Raw genomic sequence first — 22,220 nt, forward strand, 5'->3', positions numbered from 1 at the left:
GGCGTGCACAGGGAAAAACGCCGCGGACCGTGACGATGGTTCCACCGGGTGGCACACCACACATCGCGGACGGACCGGATCAGGCCGACAGTGGGACCATGCGTGTCTTCCGAAGACGGCGGGGCGCACGCAGGCGCTACGCCGACGGGGCGCCCGGCATAGCCGGCCTGCCGCGCGCGGTCCGCGTGCTGCTCGGCTGCCTGCCGGGCGCCGCCGCCGTCATGGCGCTGTTCCTGTGCGCCCACGGCGTGGAGAACGCCGCCGGCACCGGCTCCCGCGCCACCCCGCCCCGCTCCCCGGCCAGGTCCTACACCGCTGCGCGCCCGCCCATCGAGCCGAGAGCGCACTGGCTGGGCGACGCCGCCCGCGCCCAGCCGCGCCCGCGCTACGACGACCGGGTCGCCGCCGTCTTCGTCCACCACACCGACTCGCCCAACGGCTACGACTGCGCCGACGCGCCCCGCATCATCCGGGACCTCTACACCGGCCAGACCGGCACCCGCGACTGGGACGACATCGGCTACAACTTCGTCGTCGACCGCTGCGGCACCATCTACGAGGGCCGCGCCGGGGGCGTGGAGCGCGCCGTCACCGGCGCCCACACCCAGGGCTTCAACCACCGCACCGCGGGCATCGCCGCCCTCGGCACCTTCACCGAGGGCATGCCCGTCCCGCGGCCCATGATCCGCGCGATCGCCGCGCTGTCCGCGTGGAAACTGGGCCTGAGCGGCACCGACCCGCGCTCGGACGTCCGCCTGGTCTCCAGCAACGGCCTGAGCCGGTACGCGGCCGGCACCACGGCCCGCCTGCCCGCCGTCGCGGGCCACAATGACGGCTACATGACCAGCTGCCCGGGCGCCGCCCTGCACGCCCGCCTGCCCGAGATCAGACAGCTCGCGGCCCGTCTCCAGGGCCGGCCGGACGATCCACGGCAAGGCCACAGCGAACGCGCAGCGTCCTGACATCCCGGCCCCCTACGGTCGTCCCCACAGTCAGCCGACCGGAGGCGGGGACCATGGACAACAGCCGTACGAAGACCCCGGGCGACGCAGGAGGGCCGCAGCCGCGGACGGGGAGTACGCGCGGCCCCTGGGCGGTGCTCGGCGCGGTGGTGACCGTCCTCCTGGGACCGGCCGCGCTGACCGCGTCCGCCCTCGACCAGGCCAACGCCGCTCCGCTGCACCCCGCGGAGCGCCCTCGACCAAGCCGACGCCGCCCCGCTGCTGCACCCCACGGAGCGCCCTCGACCAGCCCAACGCCGCTCCGCTGCACCTCGCGGCCCGGGCCGACCGGACGCACCCGTACATCCCGTCCGACGCGAGCCGCCGCCGGGTCGCCTGATCAGCCCTGAAGCGTCAGCCGCCGCCTGATGGGCCCTGACGTGTCAGCCGCCCGATCGGCCCCGCAGCCTCAGCCCCTGAAGCGCTGCCACAGGCGGGGATAGCGCTCGGCGAGCAGCCCCTCGTTCTCGAGGTCGAGCGGCGTGCCCTCCGGTTCCGGGGGTGCCGGCGCGATCTCCAGGTCGGGGGCGACCACGCCGGTGAGCTGCTCGTAGGCCTCGTCTGCCGCGTAGCCGAGCTCCTCGCCGTCGCCGTCGATCTCCTCGTCGAAGTCGTCCAGCAGATCGGCGAGCGCGTCCGGGTCGTGCACGGCGCCCTCGAACACCTCGCGCCCCTGGCCGATCAGCCAGCACCGGAAGAAGTCGAAGGCGTCGTCGCTCGCCCCGTCGAGCAGCACCCAGGCGGCCCCCCACAGGTCCCAGCGATAGGCGCGGTTGTAGCGGGACTCGAAGTGCCGGGCGAAGTCCAGGACCGAGTCCGGATCCAGCTGGGCGAGCCGGTCCACGAGCAGGTCCGCCTGCTCCTCCGGGTCGCCCTCGGCGGCCTCCCGGGCGTCGTCCACCAGCTCCCAGAACTCCGTCTCGTCCATCACGGGTCAAGCATCGGCCCTGGGACACAGGGGCGCACCCGGAGTGCGCGGGATCGTTATGCGCCGCTGCCGGGCCGGTAGAGCCGGGCCAGCCGTGCCGCGTCGGAGGCGAACCGCTCGCGCAGGCTCTCCGGCGCCAGCACCTCCACCTCCGGCCCCAGCGCCGCCAGCTGGGTGTGGGCGACCTCCTCGGACTCCACCGGCAGGGCTACCGTCACCCAGCCCCCCTCGTCCGGGGCGTCCGCGTCCGCCAGGGCCTCCCGGGCCGTCGGCGCGTCGAGGGCGTACGGCAGTGCGCGTACGCCGTCGGGGGACAGCCGCACCACGACCCGCGCCCGTAGCAGGGACCGGGCGAACTGTTCCGCCCGCTCCTCCCAGAAGGCGGGCAGGTCGAAGTCCGGCTCCCGCTCGAAGCGCTCACCGTCCGTGTCCACCGCCGTGAACCGGTCGATCCGGTAGACCCGGAACGACCCGGGCCCGGCCACCCGGGCGCACAGGTACCAGACACCCGCCTTCAGCACGAGCCCGTACGGCTCCAGCTCCCGGACGACCTCGTCCTCACCGCGCCGGTAGCGCGCGCCGATCCGCCGGTCGTCCCACACCGCGTCGGCGACGGCCGGCAACAGCGCGGGTGTCTTCGGCTCCTTGAACCAGTTCGGCGCGTCCAGGTGGAACCGCTGGGCGGCCGACCGGGAAGCGTCCCGCAGGGAGGGCAGCAGCGCCGCCGACACCTTCAGCCGGGCCGCCGAGGCGGCGTCCTCCAGACCCATCTCGCGCAGCGCCCCCGGCACCCCGGACAGGAACAGCGCCTCGGCCTCACCGCGGTGCAGCCCGGTCAACCGCGTTCGGTACCCGCCGACCAGGCGGTACCCGCCGGCCCGGCCCCGGTCCGCGTACACCGGCACACCCGCCTCCGACAGCGCCTGCGCGTCGCGGGTGACCGTCCGCTCCGAGACCTCCAGCTCGCGGGCGAGCTCGGCGGCCGTCATGGAGGGCCGGGACTGGAGCAGCAGCACCATCTTGATCAGCCGGGCAGCACGCATAGGGCCATCATGGTGCGTGTTCGGGTGCGGGTGTGCGGGGGGCCCGTCGCGCCCACGCGGCGAAGCCGCATATCGGTACAGCCCCGCGCCCCAGAAACAGGCCCGCTCGGCACGCCCGTTCTGGGGGCGCGGGGAACTGCGCGACAAGCCCCCACCGGCCCGCAGCCGACGAACGACCGGGACCGATGGGGGCCGCAGACCCTACAGACCGTACTGCTCGCGGGCTTCCTTCACGGCAGCCGCCTTCACCTCGCCACGCCCCGCGAGCTGGGCCAGGGCCGCGACGACGATCGACTCCGCGTCCACACCGAAGTGGCGGCGGGCCGCCTCACGGGTGTCGGAGAGGCCGAAGCCGTCGGCGCCCAGCGAGGACCAGTCCTGCTCGACCCACTGCGCGATCTGGTCCGGGACCTGGCGCATGTAGTCGGAGACCGCCAGCACCGGGCCGTCGGCACCCTGGAGCGCCTGCCGCACGAACGGCACCCGCTCCTCGCCGCGCAGCAGCGCCTCGTCCGCCTCCAGGGCGTCCCGGCGCAGCTCGCTCCAGGACGTCGCCGACCACACGTCGGCCGCCACGCCCCACTCCTCGGCGAGCAGCCGCTGCGCCTTCAGCGCCCAGTGGATCGCCGTACCGGAGCCGAGCAGCTGGATCCGCGGGGCGTTCGCCGGGGGCGTGATGCCCGCCGACTCCGCGGTGTTGAAGCGGTACAGGCCCTTGACGATGCCCTCGTCGACCCCGTCCACGGACGGCTTCGCCGGCTGCGGCATCGGCTCGTTGTAGACGGTCAGGTAGTAGAAGACGTTCTGGTCCTCGCCCGGGGCCGCCTCGCCGTACATCCGGCGCAGACCGTCCTTGACGATCGTCGCGACCTCGTAGGCGAACGCCGGGTCGTACGACAGCGCCGCCGGGTTCGTCGCCGCGATCACGGGGGAGTGGCCGTCGGCGTGCTGCAGGCCCTCACCGGTCAGCGTGGTGCGGCCGGCCGTGGCACCGACGAGGAAGCCGCGGCCGAGCTGGTCGCCGAGCTGCCACATCTGGTCGGCCGTGCGCTGCCAGCCGAACATCGAGTAGAAGATGTAGAACGGGATCATCGCCTCGCCGTGCGTCGCGTACGACGTCGAAGCGGCGATGAAGTCGGCCATCGAACCGGCCTCGGTGATCCCCTCGTTGAGGATCTGGCCGTTCTGGGCCTCCTTGTAGTACATCAGCTGGTCCCGGTCGACCGGCTCGTACGTCTGGCCCTTCGGCGAGTAGATGCCGAGCGACGGGAACAGCGACTCCATACCGAAGGTGCGCGCCTCGTCCGGGACGATCGGCACCCAGCGCTTGCCCGTCTCCTTGTCGCGGACCAGGTCCTTCACCAGACGGACGAACGCCATGGTGGTGGCCACGTTCTGCGAGCCGGAGCCCTTGTCGAAGGACGCGAACGCCTTCTCCGCCGGGGCGGGCAGCGGGGCGACCGGGTGCACGCGCCGGGCCGGGGCCGGACCGCCGAGGGCGGCACGCCGCTCCTGGAGGTAGCGGACCTCGGGAGAGTCGGCGCCCGGGTGGCCGTAGGGCACCACGCCGTCGACGAAGTCGCTGTCCTTGATGGGCAGCTCCAGCAGGTCGCGCATGTTCTTGAACTCGTCCACCGAGAGCTTCTTCATCTGGTGGTTGGCGTTCTTCGACGCGAAGCCCTCGCCGAGGGTGTGGCCCTTGACCGTCTGGGCCAGGATCACGGTCGGCGCGCCCTTGTGCTCGACGGCCGCCTTGTACGCGGCGAACACCTTGCGGGACTCGTGACCACCACGCGAGAGGTGGAAACACTCGAGGATCTTGTCGTCGCTCAGCAGCTTCGCCATCTCCACGAGCGCCGGGTCGCCGCCGAAGAAGTCCTGGCGGATGTAGGCCGCGTCGCGGGTCTGGTACGTCTGGATCTGCGCGTCGGGTACCTGGCGCAGGCGGCGCACGAGCGCGCCGGTGGTGTCGAGCCGGAACAGCTCGTCCCAGGCCGTGCCCCACAGCGTCTTGACCACGTTCCAGCCGGCGCCGCGGAACTGGGCCTCCAGCTCCTGCACGATCTTGAAGTTGGCGCGGACCGGGCCGTCGAGGCGCTGCAGGTTGCAGTTGATGACGAACGTGAGGTTGTCGAGTTCCTCACGGGCCGCGAGTGCCAGGGCCGCCGTCGACTCGGGCTCGTCCATCTCGCCGTCGCCGAGGAACGCCCACACGTGCGAACCGGCGGTGTCCTTGATGCCGCGGTTGGCCAGATAGCGGTTGAAGCGCGCCTGGTAGATCGCCGACAGCGGGCCGAGGCCCATGGACACCGTCGGGAACTCCCACAGCCAGGGCAGCCGGCGCGGGTGCGGGTAGGAGGGCAGGCCGTTGCCGCCCGCCTCCCGGCGGAAGTTGTCGAGCTGCTCCTCGTTCAGCCGGCCGTCGAGGAACGCGCGGGCGTAGATGCCGGGGGAGGCGTGGCCCTGGATGTAGAGCTGGTCGCCGGAGCCGTCGGCCTCTTTGCCCTTGAAGAAGTGGTTGAAGCCGGTCTCGTACAGCCAGGCCGCGGAGGCGAAGGTGGCGATGTGGCCGCCGACGCCGTACTTGCTGCCGCGGGTGACCATCGCGGCCGCGTTCCAGCGGTTCCACGCGGTGATCCGCTGCTCCATCGCCTCGTCACCGGGCACGGACGGCTCGGCGGAGGTGGGGATGGAGTTGACGTAGTCGGTCTCGAGGAGCTTCGGCAGCGCGATGCCGGCGCCCTCGGCGCGCTCCAGCGTGCGGCGCATCAGGTATGCGGCACGGTGCGGCCCGGCAGCCTTGGTGACCGCGTCCAGGGAGGCCTGCCATTCGGCGGTCTCCTCGGGGTCCCGGTCGGGGAGCTGGTCGAGCTCGCTCGGCTGGATGGCGTGGGGGTCGGTCATGTCGCCGCCTTCCTCAGTCGAAGGGGGTTCCCTCACATGCGGGGATCGGGGGTGCCCTTTGTCTTTGGCAGGACAGGGCTGGGGCTTGGGTGGCAAGCCCGTCGGCGACTGTAACTCCCTGATCGATGATCGATCAAAGGGTTGAGGGGCAAAACCTCTTGATCACGAGAAAGTAGGCACGGGGTGCCTCCGGCCGTGGCACGCGGTGACTGATTTTCGCATGGTTTTCGCAGGTCGGAGGCTTTTGAGCGGGGATGTGCTCGAGTGTCACGCCCGGGGCGCGCAGCCCAGGACGTGCGCCTTCACGAGTTCGGCGATCCGGGGGTCGCGGCGCTTGAACGCGGCGACGAGCTCCTCGTGCTCCTCGGCGTACGACTGCTGCTGCGTGCCCAGCCAGCGGATGGACAGGGCCGTGAACACCTCGATGCCGAGGCCTTCCCAGGTGTGCAGCAGGACGGAGTTGCCGGCGGCGCGGACCATTTCGCGGTGGAAGGCGACGGTGTGGCGCACCTGGGCGGTGCCGTCGGCGACGCGGTCGGCCTCGTACAGGGCGCTGACATGGGGTTCCAGCGCCGTGCAGTCCTCCGCGAGGCCCTGGGCGGCCAGCTCCGCGGCGATGGCCTCCAGGCCGGCCCGGACCGGGTAGCTCTCCTCCAGGTCGGCGGCCGTGAGGTTGCGGACACGCACGCCCTTGTTCGGAGCGGACTCGATCAGACGCAGGGACTCCAGCTCGCGCAGGGCCTCACGCACCGGGGTCTGGCTGACCTCCAGCTCGGTGGCGATCCGGCGCTCGACGATCCGCTCGCCCGGCTGCCAGCGTCCGCTGATGATCCCCTCCAGGATGTGCTCGCGGATCTGCTCGCGGAGCGAGTGGATGACGGGCGCGGTCATGAGGGCTCCTCAGTCGGGATTGACGCTTAGACAATACGGCCGGTTCGTATCGTGCGTGGGGCCGACGAGCGTGCTTTCACGCAGGTGAGACAAGTTGCACATGGTGCGTGTGGCGCACGGGAACTCGGGCCGCTCCGTGCGTGGGCGGCCGCGGGTCGTCGTGGCCTGTCGCGCAGTTCCCCGCGCCCCTTGAAACGGGCGGTGCCCCCGCCCGGAGATGATCCGAGCGGGGGCACCGTACAGCCGTACCGGCGATGGAGGTCAGAGGCCGAGCTCGACCTCGAACTCGCCCGCTTCCAGGATGGCCTTGACCGCCGTCAGGTAACGGGCGGCGTCGGCGCCGTCCACCAGGCGGTGGTCGTAGGACAGGGTCAGGTACGTCATGTCGCGGACGCCGATGACCGTGCCCTCCTCCGTCTCGATGACGGCGGGGCGCTTGACCGTCGCGCCGATGCCGAGGATGGCGACCTGGCCCGGCGGCACGATGATCGTGTCGAAGAGCGCGCCGCGCGAGCCGGTGTTGGAGATGGTGAAGGTCGCGCCGGACAGCTCGTCCGGGGTGATCTTGTTGGCGCGGACCTTGCCCGCCAGGTCGGCCGTGGCCTTGGCGATACCGGCGAGGTTGAGGTCACCGGCGTTCTTGATGACCGGGGTCATCAGGCCCTTCTCGGAGTCCACCGCGATACCGATGTTCTCGGTGTCGAAGTAGGTGATGGTCCCCTCGGCCTCGTTGATCTTGGCGTTGATCGGCGCGTGCGCCTTCAGCGCCTGGGCCGCGGCCTTGACGAAGAACGGCATCGGGGAGAGCTTGACGCCCTCGCGCGCCGCGAACGCGTCCTTGGCACGGCCGCGCAGCTTCATCAGGCGCGTGACGTCGACCTCGACCACCGAGGACAGCTGGGCCTGCTCGGTCAGGGCCTTGACCATGTTGTCGCCGATGACCTTGCGGATCCGCGGCATCTTCACGGTCTGGCCGCGCAGCGGGGACGCCTCCAGCACCGGGGCCTTCTTGGCGGCCGACGGGGCGGCAGCGGCGGGGGCCGGGGTGGCGGCGGCGCTCTTCGCGGCCTCGGCGGCGGCGACGACGTCCTGCTTGCGGATACGGCCGCCGACACCCGTGCCCTTGACGGTCGCCAGGTCGACGCCCTGCTCGGCGGCGAGCTTGCGCACCAGCGGGGTGACGTAGGCGCCGTCGTCGGCCGGCTTGGCGGCGGCCGGAGCGGCCGGGGCCTGGGCCGGAGCCGGGGCGGGCGCGGGAGCGGACGGGGCCGGCTCGGGAGCCGGGGTCGTCTGCTGCTGCGGGGCCGGAGCCGACGGAGCCTGCGGGGCCGGAGCCTGCTGGGCCGGAGCGGCCTGCTGCGGAGCCGGAGCCTGCGCGGGCTCGGGCTGGGCCGGGGCGGCCGGGGCCTCCTGCGCCGGGGCGGCGGCCGGAGCGGCACCCGCCTCGCCGATGACGGCGAGCTTGGCGCCGACCTCGGCGGTCTCGTCCTCGCCGACCACGATCTCCAGCAGCGTGCCCGAGGTGGGCGCCGGGATCTCGGTGTCGACCTTGTCGGTGGAGACCTCGAGCAGCGGCTCGTCGGCCTCGACGCTGTCACCGACCGACTTCAGCCAGCGGGTGACGGTGCCCTCGGTGACGGACTCGCCGAGCGCGGGCAGGACGACGTCCGTGCCCTCGGCGGAGCCGCCGCCGGTGGCGGCGTCGGCGGTGGGAGCGGGCGCCGGGGCGGCCTGCTCGGTGGACGGGGCGGCCGGGGCCGGCTCCGGAGCGGGCTCGGCGACCTGCTCGGCCTGCGGGGCCTCGGCGGCGGCGGGCGCGCCGCTGCCGTCGTCGATCAGGGCCAGCTCGGCGCCGACCTCGACCGTCTCGTCCTCGGCGACCTTGATGGAGGCCAGGACACCGGCGGCCGGCGAGGGGATCTCGGTGTCGACCTTGTCGGTCGACACCTCGAGCAGCGGCTCGTCGGCCTCGACGCGCTCGCCCTCGGCCTTCAGCCAGCGAGTGACAGTGCCCTCGGTGACGCTCTCACCGAGCGCCGGAAGGGTTACGGAAACCGCCATGGTTTCGGTTGCTCCTTACGGAAAGTGCGGAAGTCTGTGTCGTCGCGTTCGTCGACCGAGGGGTCAGTCGTGCGCGTGGAGGGGCTTGCCTGCGAGGGCCAGGTGGGCCTCGCCGAGCGCCTCGCTCTGGGTCGGGTGGGCGTGGATGAGCTGCGCGACCTCGGCGGGCAGCGCCTCCCAGTTGTAGATCAGCTGGGCTTCGCCGACCTGCTCGCCCATGCGGTCGCCGACCATGTGGACGCCGACGACGGCACCGTCCTTGACCTGGACGAGCTTGATCTCGCCCGCGGTGTTCAGGATCTTGCTCCTGCCGTTGCCCGCGAGGTTGTACTTCAGAGCGACGACCTTGTCCGCACCGTAGATCTCCTTGGCCTTGGCCTCGGTGATACCGACGGAGGCGACCTCCGGGTGGCAGTACGTCACCCGCGGGACACCGTCGTAGTCGATCGGAACGGTCTTCAGACCGGCCAGGCGCTCCGCCACCAGGATGCCCTCGGCGAAGCCGACGTGCGCGAGCTGGAGGGTCGGGACGAGGTCACCGACAGCGGAGATGGTCGGCACGTTCGTGCGCATGTACTCGTCGACCAGGACGTAGCCGCGGTCCATCGCGACGCCCTGCTCCTCGTAGCCCAGGCCCTGGGAGACCGGGCCGCGGCCGATGGCCACCAGCAGGACCTCGGCCTCGAACTCCTTGCCGTCGGCGAGGGTGACCTTGACGCCGTCCTGGGTGTACTCGGCCTTCTGGAAGAAGGTGCCCAGGTTGAACTTGATGCCGCGCTTGCGGAACGCGCGCTCCAGGAGCTTGGAGGAGTTCTCGTCCTCGACCGGGACGAGGTGCTTCAGGCCCTCGACGATCGTGACCTCGGTGCCGAAGGACTTCCAGGCGGACGCGAACTCGACGCCGATGACGCCGCCGCCCAGGATGATCGCGGACTTCGGCACGCGGTCCAGGACGAGGGCGTGGTCGGAGGAGATGATCCGGTTGCCGTCGATGTCCAGACCGGGCAGCGACTTGGGCACGGAGCCGGTCGCGAGCAGGATGTGGCGGCCCTCGACGCGGCGGCCGTTCACGTCGACGGAGGTGGGGGAGGACAGGCGGCCCTCACCCTCGATGTACGTCACCTTCCGGGAGGCGACGAGCCCCTGCAGGCCCTTGTACAGGCCGGCGATCACGCCGTCCTTGTACTTGTGGACCCCGGCGATGTCGATGCCCTCGAAGGAGGCCTTCACACCGAACTGCTCGCTCTCGCGGGCCTGGTCGGCGATCTCGCCCGCGTGCAGCAGGGCCTTGGTGGGGATGCATCCCCGGTGCAGGCAGGTGCCGCCGACCTTGTCCTTCTCGATCAGGGCGACGTCCAGGCCCAGCTGCGCCCCGCGCAGGGCCGCGGCGTAACCACCGCTGCCACCGCCGAGGATCACTAGGTCGAAAACGGTGCTGGCGTCGTTCGCCACGTCACGTCCTCCATGCATGTGCGCCGTGAGCCGGTCTTCGACGACCGGCAGGCGGCTGGTGTCCGGCCGCTCGTTCTTCGGCCCTTCGGTGGGGCCCTGTCCTGCCGAGCCCCATCTTCGCACTTGTCGGCACACAAGGAGACGCCGGGCTGCGGTGTGAGACGCCCCACGTTCAGATGAGCCACACCACGGGACGCCCCAAGCACAGCGCCCCAGGGGCACGGGGTTGTGTCTGATGTGCGGCTCTGCCGCGTGGGCGTGAGGGCAGCGGGCCCAAGGGGCGCGGGGCTGTGTCTGATGTGCGGCTCTGCCGCGGGGGCGCGAGGGCAGCTGGCCCAAGGGGCGCGGGGCTGTGTCTGCTGTGCGGCTCTGCCGCGTGGGCGTGAGGGCAGCGGGCCCAAGGGGCGCGGGGCTGTGTCTGATGTGCGGCTCTGCCGCGGGGGCGCGAGGGCAGCTGGCCCAAGGGGCGCGGGGCTGTGTCTGATGTGCGGCTCTGCCGCGTGGGCGCGAGGGCAGCTGGCCCAAGGGGCGCGGGGAACTGCGCGAACAGCCCCCACGCCCCCGCACTCGCCACACAACAGGCGAGACCGAGCCGATAGGCGAACTCAGCCGAGGTCGCCCGAAGCCGTCAGCTCGGCCAGCCGCACCAGCGTCCGCACAGCCGTCCCCGTGCCGCCCTTCGGCGTGTACCCGAAGGGCCCGCCCTCGTTGAAGGCCGGCCCGGCGATGTCCAGGTGTGCCCAGGTGATGCCCTCGCCCACGAACTCGCGCAGGAACAGACCGGCGACCAGCCCGCCGCCCATCCGCTCACCCATGTTCGCGATGTCGGCGGTGGGGGAGTCCATCCCCTTGCGCAGGTGCTCCGGCAGCGGCATCGGCCACGCCGGCTCCCCGACCTCCTCGGCGGCCTCGCACAGCGCCGCGCGGAACGCGTCGTCGTTGCCCATGATCCCGAACGTCCGGTTGCCCAGCGCCAGCACCATCGCCCCGGTCAGCGTCGCCACGTCGACGATCGCGTCGGGCTTCTCCTGGGAGGCGGCCCACAGCGCGTCGGCGAGCACCAGCCGGCCCTCGGCGTCGGTGTTGAGCACCTCCACCGTCTTGCCGCTGTACATCCGCAGCACGTCACCCGGACGGGTCGCGGACCCGGAGGGCATGTTCTCGGCCAGGGCGAGCCAGCCGGTGACGTTGACCTCGAGGCCGAGACGCGCGGCGGCGACGACCGCGGCGAACACCGAGGCCGCACCGGCCATGTCGCACTTCATCGTCTCGTTGTGACCGGCCGGCTTCAGCGAGATGCCGCCCGAGTCGTAGGTGATGCCCTTGCCGACGAAGGCGAGGTGCTTCTTCGCCTTGGACGAGGTGTACGACAGCTTGACCAGGCGCGGGGTGGCCGCGGAGCCGGAGCCGACGCCGAGGATGCCGCCGTAGCCGCCCTTGGTCAGGGCCTTCTCGTCGAGCACCTGGATCTTGACGCCGTGTTCCTTGGCCGCGGCCTGGGCGATCGCGGCGAACGACTCGGGGTTCAGGTCGTTCGGCGGGGTGTTGACCAGGTCGCGGGCGCGGTTGAGCTCCTCGGACACGGCGACGGCGCGCTCGATCGCGGCCTTGTACGCCTTGTCGCGGGGCTTGCCGCCGAGCAGGGCGATCTCGGCGAGGGGAGCCTTGCCGTTCTTCGCCTTGGGGTCCTTGCCGTTGTCCTTGTAGGCGTCGAAGGAGTACGCGCCGAGCAGCGCGCCCTCCCCGATCGCGCCCGCGTCGGCGGCGTCGCCGAGCGGCAGTGCGAAGGCGGCCTTCTTGGACCCGGCCAGGGCGCGGGCGGCGGCACCGGCGGCCTTGCGCAGGGCCTCGGTGTCGTAGTCGGCGTCCTTCTCCGGGACCGCGCCCAGGCCGACCGCCAGGACGAGCGGTGTCTTGAAGCCGGACGGCGCCGGCAGCTTCGTCACCTCGCCCTCGCCGCCGGAGGCGCCGAGAGTCTCCAGAACGCCGGCGAGCCTGCCGTCGTACGCCTTGTCCACGGCCTCGGCGCCCGGTGCGACGACCGGCCCCTTGGCACCCTTGGCGACACCGATCACGATCGCGTCGGCCCGCAGGCCGGGCGCCGCGGCGGTGCTGAGAGTGAGAGCAGTCACGGTGGTGAAATCTCGCTTCCGATGTGAAGTTGCAGTGGTCGAACGGTGTGGGTCGACCGGGCCCGACAGCCGACCCTATGTCGACCTTCTAGGGCGGGTCTCACGGGGCCTTCCCCGGTGCGGCGAACACTCGACGACGAGACTACGCGCGTGGCCTCGTTCGCTCATTCCTGCGGGCGTTCACCTCTCGGTGGCGTAGTGGCCATTTCCTGATCCCTCACACCGGTGAACCGGGTCACACCGCCCGGGCGGCACCGCCCGGCCGTGACCCACCCCCAGCTTCTGCGCCGCATCGCGCCGCCTGAAGCTCAGTTCGCTGCTCGAGTAGGAGGAACTGGGGGTGTGGCGACGGGCCTGCTGAACCCGATCCCGGTGACGGAGGTGCCCGCGAACCGGTCGGCGAGGGAGCGGCGGCCGGGGGAGAGGACCGGCAGCGCGTTCAGCAGGAACAGCACCACCGCGACCGCCCACATCAGCACCGACAGCACGACCTGGCCCTCGACCAGCAGCACGCAGGCCACGGCGTACACGGCGATGTCCGCGACGGTGGTGACCGCGGCCCGGCGTGCCGCCCTGACCCTGCGCGGGGAGTCCGTCGTGACCTTCAGCCCCACCAGGGCCTTGCCGACGGTCCGCCCGGCCAGGGACAGGCACGCCCACTGGTAGAGGAACACCGCCAGCACCAGCAGCCCGAAGGCCTGCTCGACGTACAGCACCGACTTGTTCCACAGCGAGAGCCCGAGGTCCTGCGAGGCGTCGAGCACGTCACCGCGCGAGGTCAGCAGGTCGAAACCGCCGCGGGTGGCCAGCTCGGGCACGTCGGTGACGAGCGCGGAGACCCGGTGGAAGGTGAGCACGGCGAGCGCCGAGGCCAGCGCCACCACCAGCGCGAAATCGACGAGCCAGGCCAGGGCGCGGCGCAGCTTCGGCATGAACGTCCCCCGATCACTTGTGTGTCGGGGCAGGAAGCTAGCGGCTGAGCGGCCCGTGCAGGAGAGGCACGAGGAGATCGTTTCAGCCCAGTGACAGAACGACCAGCGCCGTGGTCGCCGCCGTCTCCGCAAGACCGCCGAAGACGTCCCCCGTGACCCCGCCGAACCGGCGCGTGCAGTGGCGCAGCAGCGCCTCCGCGGAGGCCAGGGCGAGGGCGACCGCGCCCGCCGTACGGATCACGCCGTACGGCCCGAAGAGGGAACCTGCCGCTGCCGCGGCCACCGTGACGGCCACCGCGGCGAGCACCGCGCCCCGCACCGGCACCACACCCGCGACCGCCGCGCCCAGCCCCTCCGGCCGGGCCGCCGGCACCCCGGTCCGGGCCGCCAGGGTCAGGGCCAGCCGGGCGAGGGCGGCCGAGACGACGGCGGCGCACGCACCCCGGGCCCAGGAGGCGTCGTACGCCTGGGCGAGCGCGGCGACCTGCGCGAGCAGGACGAGGACCAGGGTGATGACCCCGAACGGCCCGATGTCCGACTGCTTCATGATCCGCAGCGCGTCCTCGGCGGGTTTCCCGCTGCCCAGCCCGTCGGCGGTGTCCGCGAGCCCGTCGAGGTGCAGCCCCCGGGTGAGGGCGGCCGGCACGGCGACGGTCGCCACGGCGGCGAGCGGGGAGCCCGCGCCGAGGAACAGCAGCGCCAGTCCGAGCCCGGCGGCGGTGGTACCGACCGCGAGACCCGCCAGCGGAGCGCACAGCATGCCGCCGCGCGCGGCCTCCCGGTCCCACCGGGTCACCCGGACCGGGATCACCGTCAGGGTGCCGAAGGCGAAGCGGAGGCCGTCGAGGGGCGAGGTTCTGGGCACCGGCGCAGGCTACCGGCCGGTCATGAGGGCGGGAACGGCAGCCGAGGATAAAGTTCACATATGGGATGGCTGGAGCGGAACATCATCGAACCAGGCAAGCTGCCGCTGCTTCTCGCTCTCGTCGCCTTCGTGCTGACCTTCCTGATCACCCGGCTCATCACCCGCCTCATCCGGGCGGGCAAGGGCCCCTTCGGCAACGTCAGCAGCGGCGGCGTCCACGTCCACCACGTGGTCCCCGGGGTCATCCTGACGATCATCGGCGGCTTCGGCGCGGTAGCGGGCGGCCAACACGGCTTCGGGTCGTGCCTGGCCGCGGTGTTCTTCGGCATCGGCGCGGGCCTCGTCCTCGACGAGTTCGCCCTGGTCCTGCATCTCGCCGACGTCTACTGGACCCCGGACGGCCGCAAGAGCGTGGAGATGGTCGTCCTCACCGCCTCCCTGGTGGGCCTGCTCCTGATCGGCTTCTCGCCGCTGGGCGTCAACGACCTCAACGACGACCAGCAGCAGAACCGCGCCGTCGTCCTCGTGAACATCCTCGTCAACTTCGCCTTCGCCCTCGTCGCCCTGTTCAAGGGCAAGGTCCGTCTCGCGGTCGTGGGAGTGATCATCCCCTTCATCGCCATCATCGCGGCCGTACGGCTGGCCCGGCCCACCTCGCCGTGGGCCAAGCGCTTCTACCGCAACCGGCCCCGCGCCCGGGCCAGATCCGCCCTGCGCTCCTACCACCACGACCGCCGCTGGGTGACCCCCTCGCGGGCCTTTCACGACTGGATCGGCGGCGCGCCCGACCCCGAGCCGGCCCGGTCCCTCGAACGCCGCTGACGCAGCTCGCCGACCGCGCACAGCACCAGTACCGCCACGATCGCCGCGAGGTGCTCCTTGCCGGCGAGGTTCTCCTTCAGCGCGACCTCGGCCACCATCGCCACGATCACCACCGAGGCCGTGACGTACGCCCGGTGGCGCCACCCCAGGAAGACGGCCAGGCCCACCACCGCCGCCGACGGCCCGGTGTCCACGACCCGGGCGTCCGAGGCGGGCAGGCCGAGCGGCGAGTCCGGGCCCAGCCAGATGCCCAGGCGCGCGTACAGCGTGCCCGCGAGCGTGGCCACGTAGGCGAGGGCCAGGGCGCGCCACCGGCCCAGGCACAGCTCGGCGATGCCGAACACCAGCAGGATCTGCACGAGCGCGCCCCACACCGGCAGATCCAGCGCGGGCACGAACAGCGACAGCGGCGTGCGCAGCAGCGCGAGCCACAAGGGGTCCTCGGCCCGCACGCCACCGGCGTTCTGCACGAACCGATAGCCCCACGCCTGGTTGTGCACGACGTGCAGCACGGCCGTGAGGCACACGGCCGTGACCGCCATCGGCGCGGCCCGCCACCGCCGCTCGGCCAGCGGCCCGCGCACCGCGGCGTACAGCGCACCCCATTCGGCGCGGGCCCAGCGGGCGAGCGTGGTCATCCGGCGGTCGTCCTCGTCCGTGCGGGGCCTGGTCTGAGGGTGTCTGCGACTCAGTCAAACCGACACCACGTTCCAAGACCGACCGGAACGGGACGAAGTTGAGCCAGGCGTGAGTGACCTGGATCTCGGGACCGCTACTGCGCGCCGGGCGCCTACAAGACCCCCGGCCCGCCCGGCTCCCCGGGCCCCTGCGGCTTCCCGGGCCCCTGCGGCTTCCCGGGCCCCTGCGGCTCCCCGGGCCCCTCCGGCTTCCCGAGCCCCTGCGATTCCTCGGCCCCTTCCGGTTCCTCGGCCCTTCCCGGCTCCTCGGACTCCTTGGGCTTCTCGGGCAGTTCCGCCGCCAGCGCGGCAGCGGCCTGTACGAGCGGCAGCGCCAGCAGGCCGCCCGCGCCCTCCCCGACGGTCACGCCATGGGTGAGCAGCGGCTCCAGCGCCATCCGGTCCAGCGCCTTCGCCTGCCCGGGCTCGCCGCTGTCGTGGGCGGCCAGCCACCAGTCCGGCGCCCGGAACGCGATCCGCTGCCCGACCAGCGCGCACGCGGCCGCCACGACCCCGTCGAGCACCACCGGGAGCTTGCGCACCGCGCTCTGCAGGAGGAAGCCCGTCATCGCGGCGATGTCGGCCCCGCCGACCGCCGCCAGCAGCTGCAACTGGTCCCCGAGTACCGGACGCGCCCGGCGCAGCGCGTCGCGGATCGCCGCGCACTTGCGCATCCATGCCAGGTCGTCGATCGCCTGCCCGCCGCGCCCGGTCACGACCGACGCGTCGACCCCGCACAGCGCCGCGACCAGCACGCCCGCCACCGTGGTCCCGCCGACGCTCACATCACCGAGCACCACGAGGTCCGTGCCCGAGTCGGCCTCCTCGTCGGCCACCGCGACCCCCGCCAGGAAGGCCGCCTCGGCCTCCTCGGGGGTCAGCGCGTCCTCGATGTCGATCCGCCCGCTGCCGCGCCGCACCCGGTGCCGTACGACGCTCGCCGGCAAGGCCTCGGGGTCGCAGTTCAGGGCCATGTCGACGATCCGCACCGGCACGCCCAGCCGCCGTGCCAGCACCGAAACGGGCCGGCCGCCCTCCAGGACCTCGCGGACCAACTCCCCGGCGCTGCCCGCCGTACGGGCCGAGACGCCCAGCTCGGCGACGCCGTGGTCACCGGCGAAGAGCACCACCCGCGGCCGTTCGACCGGCCGGACCGGCACGGCGGACTGTGCCGCCGCCAGCCACTCGCCCAGTTCGTCGAGTCGGCCCAGCGACCCGGGCGGCACGATCTGTCGTTCCCGGCGCGCCTCGGCGTCACGGCGGATCCCGCCGTCCGGACGCTCGATCAGATCGGTGAAGTCGTCGAGATTAAGCGAGCTCATTCGCCGAACAGTACCGGCCTGGGTCGAACAGCACGGCGCCACATCACCACTCCGTGAAGGCGACGTCGTTGCACCCGAGATCGTCATCCCATACGTTCCGTTTTGCAGCGGATTGTCGTATGCGGTCGTGCGTGGTCGTACACGGTCGTGCGACGTCCCCGCGGTACGTCCTCGCCGTACGCCGTCGCGCCCGGGAGCCGCCCATGCCCGCACACCCCGCCTCGTCCGCACCCTCCCTCTCCCAGTCGACCGCACGGGTCCACGAACCGCGCCGGGAGGACTGCCCCTGGTGCGGCTCCGACCGGCTGCGGAACCGGCTGCGCACCGGTGACCTGCGGCAGTACAAGCCGGGCAGCTTCACCGTCGACGCGTGCCGGGACTGCGGCCACACCTTCCAGAACCCCCGCCTCACGGTTGAGGGTCTCGCCCTCTACCACCGGACCGCGCGCGGGGCGCCCAGAGACCCGGCGAGCGACGGCCTCCTCGCCCTGCGCGGCAGCCCCCGCCGCCACCGCTCGGCGGCCCGCGCGATGCTGCGCTGCGGCGAGCCGGAGAGCTGGCTGGACGTCGGGACGGGCCACGCCCGCTTCCCCGCCACAGCCCGTCAGTACTTTCCCTACACGGCCTTCGACGGCCTCGACCCGACCCCGCGCGTGGTCCGCGCCCGCACGGCCGACCGCGTCGAGGAGGCCCACGTCGGCCGTCTGACGGACCCCCGGATCGCCGCCCCGCTGCGCGCCCGCTACGACGTGGTCAGCATGCTCCACCACCTGGAGGGCACGCCGGATCCCCGGGCGGAACTCCGGGCCGCCCTCTCCGTCCTGCGCCCCGGTGGCCATCTGCTCATCGAGACCCTGAGCCCCCGCTGCGTCTTCGCGGCCCTGCTCGGCCGCTGGTGGCTTCCCTACGACCAGCCGCGCCACCTCCACCTGCTGCCCCCGCAGAACGTCCGCGCGGAACTGGAGTCGGCCGGCTGCACGATCCTGGCGCTCGACCACCGCCCGGTCCACGTCCCCCACGACCTCGCGGGCGCCACGTCCCTGGCTCTCTCCCACGCGCTGCCCGCCCCGGACACCCCCTGGCGGGCGATCCCCCCGCCCCCCGTGCAACGGCACGCCCGTACGGCCCTGCTCCGCGCCGGCCTCCCGCTGGTGGCCCTGGCGGCACTGGCGGACCACCTCATCGCCCCGGTGACCCGCCGCACGCGCTTCGCGAACACCTACCGAGTGATCGCCCGCACAGCGCCGTAGGCCGAGTCCAAGGGGGGAGGGGGAGCCGCGGGGCGAAGGCCGAGCCCAAGGGGGGAGGGGGCCGCGGGGCGGAGGCCGAATCCAAGGGGGGAGGGGAGCCGCCGGCCGGCCTTACGGAGTGCGTCAGCCCCGCAGCACCATCGCCTGCCCCGCCACCACCAGCAGCACATGCTCACACTCGTCCGCGAACTGCGCGTTCAGTCGCCCGAGTTCGTCCCGGTAGCGCCGCCCCGACGCCGTCGACGGCACGATCCCCGACCCCACCTCGTTCGACACGGCGACCACCGTGCGCCGGGTGACCCGTACCGCCTCCGTGAGCTCCCGCACCCGCTCCCGCAGCACCTTCTCCCCGCGCTCCGCCCACACCGCGTCGTCCCACGCCCCGGCGGAATCCATCGCGTCGGTCAGCCACAGGGACAGACAGTCGATCAGCAGGGGAGGCCCCTCGGCCTCCAGCAACGGCACCAGGTCACAGGTCTCGACCGTCCGCCACGACCCCGGCCGGCGGTCCCGGTGGGCCGCCACCCGCGAGGACCACTCCGTGTCCCCGTTGCGCGAACCCCCCGTCGCCACGTACAGCACGTCGGGAAAGGCCTCCAGCCTCCGCTCGGCCTCCACCGACTTGCCCGACCGCGCGCCGCCCAGCACCAGGGTCCGCCGCGGCACGTCCGGCACGTCCTCGTACGCACCGACCACCAGCGTCACCCCGTCCGGCACGGCCCGCGCCCCGGCCGCCGCGAGCCGCCGCCCGAGCTCGGGGCCGGGCGGCAGGCCGTGGTCCAGGTGAACGGCGACCACGTCGGTCGTCGGGCCGACCGCGCCCACCGCCCGCAGCCTGGCCAGCGCGTCCGGCCGCCCCACGACGTCCGCGAGCACCATGTCGTACGACTCGGCCGGCTGCTCCAGACCCGCCGGCGCCCCGCCCGGCGGCAGATACAGCAGCCGCTGTCCCTCCGGCCCGGTCACCGCGTAGCCCGTGCCCGGCGCGTCCAGCGCCACCGCCCGCACCCGGTGCCCCGTCAGCAGCGTCAACTCGCGCCCGTCCGGCACCCGTCCGGGCCGTGCCCGGCGCGTCCAGCGCCACCGCCCGCACCCGGTGCCCCGTCAGCAGCGTCAACTCGCGCCCGTCCGGCACCCGTCCGGGCTGCGGCAGCCCCGCGGGCACTTCGACCGCCGGCCCGTCGTGGGGATGCGACAGCAGCACCTGCCGTACGCCGGTCAGGGAACTGCCCGCCCGCGCCGCCGCGAACGCCGCGCCCGGCGTCAGGTCGAGCAGCAGAGCCCCGTCCAGCAGCAGCGAGGTGGCCGCCCGCGCGTCGGGGCCGAGGGCAGCCGCACAGGCCGCGCAGGGACAGTCGGGGCGGGGAAGTCCGGAGGGCGCGCCGGTACCAAGCAGAGTCAGTTCCACGCCACGATTCTCACCCGCGCGCAGGCGACACGCGTGACGGAGACGCCCCGACAGGGGCGCGGGGAACTGCGTGAATCCCCCCACGACCGGATACCCGCACCCCCGCAAGGCCTATAACGCCCCGCCCCGCGGAGCGCTTAGGCTCTGGACGGGAGCCGGACCAAGATCCGGCTTTTCGCTGTGCAGTGTGCTCACACACATGGGAGGCGTACATGGCGGCATGGACGTGGCGGTTCGAGAAGACCGACGGGACGGAGGTCCAGCCCGCGGTGCCGCCGGAGGAGTTCCCCACCCAGGGGGACGCCGAGTCCTGGATCGGGGAGCACTGGAAGGCCCTCCAGGAGGGCGGTGCCGATCAGGTGCGGCTGTTCGAGGACGCCACGGAGATCTACGGGCCGATGAGCCTGGACGCGGCCGAGGCGTGAGCCCGGGGGCGGGGCGGGGGCCGACGGCTCCCGCCCCGCCCCTCGTTCCGTTTCCCCCGTGCTGCCCGGCGCTTCCGTTTCTCCCCGTGCCGCCCGGCGCTTCAGAGGTAGTTTCTTATGGCGTGATCGCTCGCTGAACGGTGTCGGACGGATCCCTTTGAGGTTCCGTTGGTGGTGGTGCTGGCGAGCAGGGATACCCGGGGGCTCAGCATCCTGAGCCTGATTCCGGTCACGAGCGCACGTACCCCGTTGTGGGCAGGTCCCCCGCCCGAAACCGGTGTTGCTCAGACCGCTCGGGGGAATAGCTGCTCGACTGCGGTCACCACCGCGGCGCGGCGGGCGGCGGTGGTGGGGTCCACGGCGTGTGCGGCGGCGGCCTTGCTGAGTTCGGGTTGCGACGCCCAGGTCATGGCGATCTGGTTGACCAGGGCGAGGACGTCGGCCGGGTCCCAGGCGGGGTCGAGCTGTCCAGCCTGCTGCACCTGGCGGAGCTGGTCGATTTTGCGTGCGATCACTGCCTGGTCGGGATCGTCGGCACCGGCTGTGGTGCCCTGCAGTTCGAGGCGGCCCCAGGTGATCAGGCGGTGGTGGTCCGGACGGGCGACGAAGTAGTCGAACAGGCGGCCCGCGTAGCCAGGGAGGTCGGACGGGTCCATCTGGGTGGCCTCGGCGATGACGACATACTCCCGTGCAGCAACAGCGGCATAAAGCGCGTCTTTGCTGCGGAAGTAGGCGTAGACACGTTCTTTGCTGGTTTTGGCGAGCTTGGCGATGCGGTCCACGCGGGCGCCGGCGATGCCGTGGCCGGCGAACTCCTCCATGGCAGCGGCAAGGATGCGCTCGCGTGTGGTGTCGCCGCCGACGGTGGGCGCTGCGGTCTGGCCGGAGTCGCGGGACTGGGACATAGACCCAGGATAGAGCACCGAACCGTTCGGTTTGGTAGTCGGGGTGGTCGGCGCGTACAGTCAAACGGAACAGTTCGGTTTGGCCTCTGTGGGTGAAGCCGACGAAATACCGGGGAGTGAACTCATGCAGCACCGCAATCTGGGCTCTCAGGGTCTGCGCGTCTCGGCGCTCGGCCTGGGGACCATGGGCATGTCCATGGCCTACGGCGCCTCGAACGACGACGAGAGCATCGCGACCATCCGCCGCGCCCACGAACTCGGCATCGACTTCTTCGACACCGCCGAGCTGTACGGCGCCGGTACCGGCAGTAACGAAATCCTCCTGGGCAAGGCAGTCCGCGACTTCCGCGACGAGGTGGTCCTCGCCACCAAGTTCGGCTTCGACATGACGACCCAGCCGCTGGGCTCCGGCTTCGACAGCCGCCCCGAGAACATCCGCAAGGTCGCCGAGAACAGCCTGCGCTACCTGCAGAGCGACCACATCGACCTCTTCTACCAGCACATCTCCGACCCCACCATTCCGGTCGAGGAGGTCGCGGGCGTGGTCGGCGACCTGATCACCGAAGGCAAGGTGAAGTACTTCGGCCTGAGCAACGTCGGCCCCCAGTACATCCGACGCGCCCACGCCGTCACCCCGCTCTCGGTGCTCCAGCACGAGTACTCGCTCTTCGAGCGGGAGGTGGAGGAGGAGATCCTTCCTGTCCTGCGGGAGCTCGGCATCGGCTTGGTGCCCTACTCCCCGCTCGGCCGCGGCTTCCTGACCGGGGCGGTCAAGCCCGCGAGTGAATACCCCGCGGACGACATGCGCAGCTGGGACGAGCGCTGGCAGGGCGAGAACTACACCTACAACCTTCGCGCCACCGAACAGCTCAAGGAACTCGCCGCGGCCAAGGGCATCACCACCGCCCAACTCGCGCTGGCCTGGCTCCTCGCCCAGGGTCAGGACATCGTGCCCATCCCCGGCACCCGCAGTGCCAAGCGTCTCGAGGAGAACGCCGGCGCGGACGGCGTCCAGCTCACTGACGCCGACATGGCCCACATCACCGAGATCCTCCCCCACGGCTCGGCGGGCAGCCGATACCCGGCCGCGACACTGTCCAGCTTCACCACCGACTGATCCCGCCGACGCCACAACGCCTCTCCACCGTTGATGTGGTGAGGCGCCGGTGGCAGATGAGAGCGGCGGCCATGCCGACGAAGGC

17 protein-coding genes and 1 pseudogene are annotated in these 22,220 nt (G+C 72.3%); 5 read left to right on the forward strand and 13 right to left on the reverse strand.

Annotation, left to right across the window (positions count from 1 at the left end; genetic code table 11):
* Positions 1-185: 185 nt before the first annotated feature.
* Complete coding sequence (locus FDO69_RS30105; RefSeq protein WP_234388179.1) at positions 186-962, forward strand: peptidoglycan recognition protein family protein; 777 nt, start codon at positions 186-188, stop codon at positions 960-962.
* A 448-nt stretch (positions 963-1,410) separates the two neighbouring features.
* On the opposite strand, the gene FDO69_RS30115 is transcribed toward FDO69_RS30105, so the two are convergent.
* The 9 genes from FDO69_RS30115 to FDO69_RS30155 form a co-directional block, all read right to left on the reverse strand.
* A complete protein-coding gene (locus FDO69_RS30115; RefSeq protein WP_104784119.1) occupies positions 1,411-1,929 on the reverse strand; it encodes a DUF4240 domain-containing protein in 519 nt (172 codons plus the stop codon).
* A gap of 56 nt (positions 1,930-1,985) precedes the next feature.
* Positions 1,986-2,972, reverse strand: coding sequence for a helix-turn-helix transcriptional regulator (locus tag FDO69_RS30120; protein WP_104784122.1), 987 nt, complete (start codon positions 2,970-2,972; stop codon positions 1,986-1,988).
* A 201-nt stretch (positions 2,973-3,173) separates the two neighbouring features.
* Positions 3,174-5,876, reverse strand: coding sequence for a pyruvate dehydrogenase (acetyl-transferring), homodimeric type (aceE, locus tag FDO69_RS30125; RefSeq protein WP_104784125.1), 2,703 nt, complete (start codon positions 5,874-5,876; stop codon positions 3,174-3,176).
* A gap of 267 nt (positions 5,877-6,143) precedes the next feature.
* Positions 6,144-6,767, reverse strand: coding sequence for a GntR family transcriptional regulator (locus FDO69_RS30130; protein WP_104784128.1), 624 nt, complete (start codon positions 6,765-6,767; stop codon positions 6,144-6,146).
* A gap of 261 nt (positions 6,768-7,028) precedes the next feature.
* Positions 7,029-8,828, reverse strand: a complete 1,800-nt coding sequence (sucB, locus tag FDO69_RS30135) for a 2-oxoglutarate dehydrogenase, E2 component, dihydrolipoamide succinyltransferase (protein WP_104784130.1) — start codon at positions 8,826-8,828, stop codon at positions 7,029-7,031.
* Positions 8,829-8,891: 63 nt separating this feature from the next.
* Positions 8,892-10,280, reverse strand: a complete 1,389-nt coding sequence (lpdA, locus tag FDO69_RS30140) for a dihydrolipoyl dehydrogenase (protein ID WP_033312603.1) — start codon at positions 10,278-10,280, stop codon at positions 8,892-8,894.
* Positions 10,281-10,885: 605 nt separating this feature from the next.
* Positions 10,886-12,412: a leucyl aminopeptidase gene (locus FDO69_RS30145; RefSeq protein ID WP_104784133.1), complete on the reverse strand. Its 1,527-nt coding sequence runs from the start codon at positions 12,410-12,412 to the stop codon at positions 10,886-10,888.
* Between the two features lie 308 nt (positions 12,413-12,720).
* On the reverse strand, positions 12,721-13,344 hold the full coding sequence (locus tag FDO69_RS30150; protein WP_104784136.1) for an RDD family protein: 624 nt from the start codon (positions 13,342-13,344) through the stop codon (positions 12,721-12,723).
* Positions 13,345-13,426: 82 nt separating this feature from the next.
* Entirely contained in the window at positions 13,427-14,209 is a 783-nt protein-coding gene (locus FDO69_RS30155; RefSeq protein WP_104784139.1) for an adenosylcobinamide-GDP ribazoletransferase, read from the reverse strand.
* Positions 14,210-14,269: 60 nt separating this feature from the next.
* On the opposite strand from FDO69_RS30155, the gene FDO69_RS30160 reads away from it, so the two are divergent.
* Positions 14,270-15,031: a hypothetical protein gene (locus FDO69_RS30160; protein WP_104784142.1), complete on the forward strand. Its 762-nt coding sequence runs from the start codon at positions 14,270-14,272 to the stop codon at positions 15,029-15,031.
* Here FDO69_RS30160 and FDO69_RS41365 read toward each other — a convergent pair.
* The gene (locus FDO69_RS41365) at positions 14,971-15,669 is read right to left on the reverse strand and encodes a hypothetical protein (protein ID WP_159030663.1); all 699 of its coding nucleotides are present in this window, start codon (positions 15,667-15,669) and stop codon (positions 14,971-14,973) included. The two genes, FDO69_RS30160 and FDO69_RS41365, sit on opposite strands and share 61 nt — an antisense overlap.
* Positions 15,670-15,821: 152 nt before the next feature.
* A complete protein-coding gene (gene cobT, locus FDO69_RS30170; protein WP_234388177.1) occupies positions 15,822-17,030 on the reverse strand; it encodes a nicotinate-nucleotide--dimethylbenzimidazole phosphoribosyltransferase in 1,209 nt (402 codons plus the stop codon).
* 203 nt (positions 17,031-17,233) lie between these two features.
* Here cobT and FDO69_RS30175 point away from each other — a divergent pair, with 203 nt between their 5' ends.
* Positions 17,234-18,280: a class I SAM-dependent methyltransferase gene (locus tag FDO69_RS30175; protein ID WP_104784145.1), complete on the forward strand. Its 1,047-nt coding sequence runs from the start codon at positions 17,234-17,236 to the stop codon at positions 18,278-18,280.
* Positions 18,281-18,403: 123 nt separating this feature from the next.
* On the opposite strand, the pseudogene FDO69_RS30180 reads toward FDO69_RS30175, so the two are convergent.
* A pseudogene (locus tag FDO69_RS30180) lies at positions 18,404-19,688 on the reverse strand (bifunctional adenosylcobinamide kinase/adenosylcobinamide-phosphate guanylyltransferase).
* A 212-nt stretch (positions 19,689-19,900) separates the two neighbouring features.
* On the opposite strand from FDO69_RS30180, the gene FDO69_RS30185 reads away from it, so the two are divergent.
* Positions 19,901-20,113 (forward strand): hypothetical protein, encoded by a 213-nt coding sequence (locus FDO69_RS30185; RefSeq protein ID WP_104784148.1) that lies wholly within the window; start codon positions 19,901-19,903, stop codon positions 20,111-20,113.
* Positions 20,114-20,397: 284 nt separating this feature from the next.
* Here the strand turns inward: FDO69_RS30185 and FDO69_RS30190 are convergent, their stop codons facing one another.
* Entirely contained in the window at positions 20,398-21,018 is a 621-nt protein-coding gene (locus tag FDO69_RS30190; protein ID WP_104784151.1) for a TetR/AcrR family transcriptional regulator, read from the reverse strand.
* Positions 21,019-21,142: 124 nt separating this feature from the next.
* Here FDO69_RS30190 and FDO69_RS30195 point away from each other — a divergent pair, with 124 nt between their 5' ends.
* Positions 21,143-22,135 carry an aldo/keto reductase gene (locus tag FDO69_RS30195; protein ID WP_104784154.1) on the forward strand — a complete coding sequence of 331 codons (993 nt, stop codon included), beginning with the start codon at positions 21,143-21,145 and terminating at the stop codon, positions 22,133-22,135.
* The last annotated feature ends 85 nt before the right edge of the window (positions 22,136-22,220 follow it).

The sequence above is a fragment of the Streptomyces tibetensis genome (assembly GCF_007655005.1).
In the GTDB taxonomy this organism is placed as follows: domain Bacteria; phylum Actinomycetota; class Actinomycetes; order Streptomycetales; family Streptomycetaceae; genus Streptomyces; species Streptomyces tibetensis.

Excerpts from the sequence above, each read along its gene's own strand:
- FDO69_RS30115 (WP_104784119.1), bottom strand. The coding sequence starts at position 1,929 with ATGGACGAGACGGAGTTCTGGGAGCTGGTGGACGACGCCCGGGAGGCC.
- FDO69_RS30120 (WP_104784122.1), bottom strand. The coding sequence starts at position 2,972 with ATGCGTGCTGCCCGGCTGATCAAGATGGTGCTGCTGCTCCAGTCCCGG.
- aceE (WP_104784125.1), bottom strand. The coding sequence starts at position 5,876 with ATGACCGACCCCCACGCCATCCAGCCGAGCGAGCTCGACCAGCTCCCC.
- FDO69_RS30130 (WP_104784128.1), bottom strand. The coding sequence starts at position 6,767 with ATGACCGCGCCCGTCATCCACTCGCTCCGCGAGCAGATCCGCGAGCAC.
- sucB (WP_104784130.1), bottom strand. The coding sequence starts at position 8,828 with ATGGCGGTTTCCGTAACCCTTCCGGCGCTCGGTGAGAGCGTCACCGAG.
- FDO69_RS30150 (WP_104784136.1), bottom strand. The coding sequence starts at position 13,344 with ATGCCGAAGCTGCGCCGCGCCCTGGCCTGGCTCGTCGATTTCGCGCTG.
- FDO69_RS30160 (WP_104784142.1), top strand. The coding sequence starts at position 14,270 with ATGGGATGGCTGGAGCGGAACATCATCGAACCAGGCAAGCTGCCGCTG.
- FDO69_RS41365 (WP_159030663.1), bottom strand. The coding sequence starts at position 15,669 with ATGACCACGCTCGCCCGCTGGGCCCGCGCCGAATGGGGTGCGCTGTAC.
- cobT (WP_234388177.1), bottom strand. The coding sequence starts at position 17,030 with ATGAGCTCGCTTAATCTCGACGACTTCACCGATCTGATCGAGCGTCCG.
- FDO69_RS30175 (WP_104784145.1), top strand. The coding sequence starts at position 17,234 with ATGCCCGCACACCCCGCCTCGTCCGCACCCTCCCTCTCCCAGTCGACC.
- FDO69_RS30185 (WP_104784148.1), top strand. The coding sequence starts at position 19,901 with ATGGCGGCATGGACGTGGCGGTTCGAGAAGACCGACGGGACGGAGGTC.
- FDO69_RS30190 (WP_104784151.1), bottom strand. The coding sequence starts at position 21,018 with ATGTCCCAGTCCCGCGACTCCGGCCAGACCGCAGCGCCCACCGTCGGC.
- FDO69_RS30195 (WP_104784154.1), top strand. The coding sequence starts at position 21,143 with ATGCAGCACCGCAATCTGGGCTCTCAGGGTCTGCGCGTCTCGGCGCTC.